Annotated in this window: 2 protein-coding genes and 1 pseudogene; 2 read left to right on the forward strand and 1 reads right to left on the reverse strand. The window is 74.1% G+C overall.

Annotation, left to right across the window (positions count from 1 at the left end; translation table 11 throughout):
- Nucleotides 1-850: pseudogene (locus JNW89_RS34970) on the reverse strand (hypothetical protein); the annotation flags it as partial.
- Nucleotides 851-937: 87 nt separating this feature from the next.
- Between JNW89_RS34970 and JNW89_RS34975 the strand changes: the two are divergent.
- Nucleotides 938-1,429, forward strand: a complete 492-nt coding sequence (locus JNW89_RS34975) for an MSMEG_6728 family protein (RefSeq protein ID WP_238452280.1) — start codon at nucleotides 938-940, stop codon at nucleotides 1,427-1,429.
- 37 nt (nucleotides 1,430-1,466) lie between these two features.
- On the forward strand, nucleotides 1,467-2,362 hold an 896-nt coding region (locus JNW89_RS34980; protein WP_238452281.1), incomplete at its 3' end, for an FAD-dependent oxidoreductase.

The raw sequence follows: 2,362 nt of genomic DNA on the forward strand, positions 1-2,362 counted from the left end.
ACGTCCTCCCGGCGGGCCACGTAGAGGGTGCGCCCGGCGTGCCGGAAGTGGGTGGGGGCGACCTCGCCGAGAGCGGCGGCCACGAACGCGGGGGCGGCGGATCGAGGCGTCGGAGAGCACCGCCGAGTCGGGGAAGAGGCTCGCGCAGGCCGTTGGCCAGGCTGGTGTTGAACATGCGCACCACCAGGCGCAGCCGGGGGCTCGACCTCCTGGGCGCAGAGCGCGGCCTGCATGTTGCCCACGTCGTCCTGGTGCAGCAGGGCCAGGCCGCAGACGACGTCGCCCGGGGGTACGTCCTCCCGGCGGGCCACGTAGAGGGTGCGCCCGGCGTGCCGGAAGTGGGTGGGGGCGACCTCGCCGAGAGCGGCGGCCACGAACGCGGGGGCGGCGATCGAGCGTCGGAGAGCACCGCCGAGTCGGGGAAGAGCTCGCGCAGGCCGTTGGCCAGGCTGGTGTTGAACATGCGCACCACCAGGCGCAGCCGGGGCTCGACCTCCTGGGCGCAGAGCGCGGCCTGCATGTTGCCCACGTCGTCCTGGTGCAGCAGGGCCAGCCCGTCCGCGCCGGCCAGGCCGGCGCGGCGGAAGGCGGCCTCGTCGAGCCGGTCGGCGCGGACCACCTGGATGCCGTCGACGTCGCGGCCGTCCGGCCCCTCGGAGCGACGGTGCTCGGGCACGACCAGCGTGATGCGGACTCGGCCCTGCGCCAGCTCGGTGGCGAGCAGCGCCTTGACCACCCAGTAGGCGAGCGGGTCGTTGCCGCAGACGACGTAGTGCGGCCGCGTCTCGCCGTTGGGCCGTAACCGCCAGCCGGTCGCGCGGCGCGCGCGATCGCGCAGGGGTTCCGCCATGACCGGATCGTAGTCAGCCGGTCGCACCGGGCGCAGCCCCGCTGATCATGAGCGCATGTCGGGGCGTACGGCGGGTAGTGCAGCGGCATGCAGACGTTCCTCCCGTACCCGGACTTCCTGGCGAGCGCCCGGACGCTGGACCAGAAGCGGCTGGGCAAGCAGCGGGTGGAGACCATCCAGGTGCTGCGCGGGCTGACCCGGCCCACCTACGGCTGGCGCAACCATCCGGCGGTGAAGATGTGGGCCGGCTACGAGGAGGCGCTCACCCGGTACGGGCTGGACATGTGCGCCGTCTGGTGCGAGCCGGGCCGGGCGGACACCTGCGCCGGCACCATGACCACCGACCTGGCCGCCGCCTGCGGGATCGACCGGATCCGCACCCAGGCCGAGCTGGCCGGGGCCGGCGAGCTGCCACCCTGGCTGGGCCGGGAGGACCTGCACCTGAGCCACCGCTCGTCGCTGCTGCGCAAGGACCCGGAGCACTACCGGCCGCAGTTCGGCGACATCCCGCCCGACCTGGAGTACGTCTGGCCCGCCTCGGACCGGGAACGACGCTGTCTGCTGCCGTCCGAGGGCTGACCGGGCAGACTGAGATTCTTCGGCCGGGAAGGTGCGCATGGCGCTGTCACGGATGCTGGGCCGGCTCATCGGCGTACGGCGGCGGGTGGTCGACCCCGGCGGCGGTGGCGCCCCCCGCGTGCCGCGCCCGGTCGAGGCCGTGGTGGTGGGCGGCGGGATCGCCGGCATGTCCGCGGCGGTGGTGCTCGCCGAGCGGGGCGTGGCGGTGACCGTGCTCGAGGCCGCGCCGACGCTCGGCGGCCGGCTCGGCGCCTGGCCGGAGGCCCTGACCGACGGCACCCAGCTCATCGAGCACGGCTTCCACGCGTTCTTCCGGCAGTACTACAACTGGCGGGCGATCCTGCGCCGGGTCGATCCGGGTCTGGGCTTCCTCAAGCCGATCCCCGGGTACCCGATCCTGAGCGGGCAGTGGCCGGCGGAGGAGTTCGGCCGACTGCCGCCGGCCCCGCCGCTGAACCTGCTCGCCCTCCTGCTGCGCAGCCCCAGCCTGCGCCTGGCCGACCTGCGCCGGATGGACCGGGACGCCGCGCTGCCGCTGCTCAGCTACCACCCGGAGCGCACCTACGCCGAGTTCGACACCGCCACCGCCGATGAGTTGCTGACCTCGCTGAAGCTGCCGGACCGGGCCCGGGCCATGCTCTTCGAGGTCTTCTCGCACTCGTTCTTCAACCGCGAGGCGGAGATGTCGGCCGCCGAGATGATCGCCCAGTTCCACTTCTACCTGCTCGGCAACCCGGAGGGGCTGGCCTTCGACTGCCCGGACGAGGACTACGCGACGGCGATCTGGCAGCCGCTGACCCGGTACGTCGAGAAGCACGGCGGCCGGGTGGTCTCCGACGCCGCCGCCACCCGGCTGGACCGGGAGCCCGGCGGCTGGCGGGTGCGGACCGCGGGCGGCTCGGTGTACCGCGCCGCGCACGTGGTGCTCGCCGT

The organism is Micromonospora sp. 4G55 (assembly GCF_016803375.1).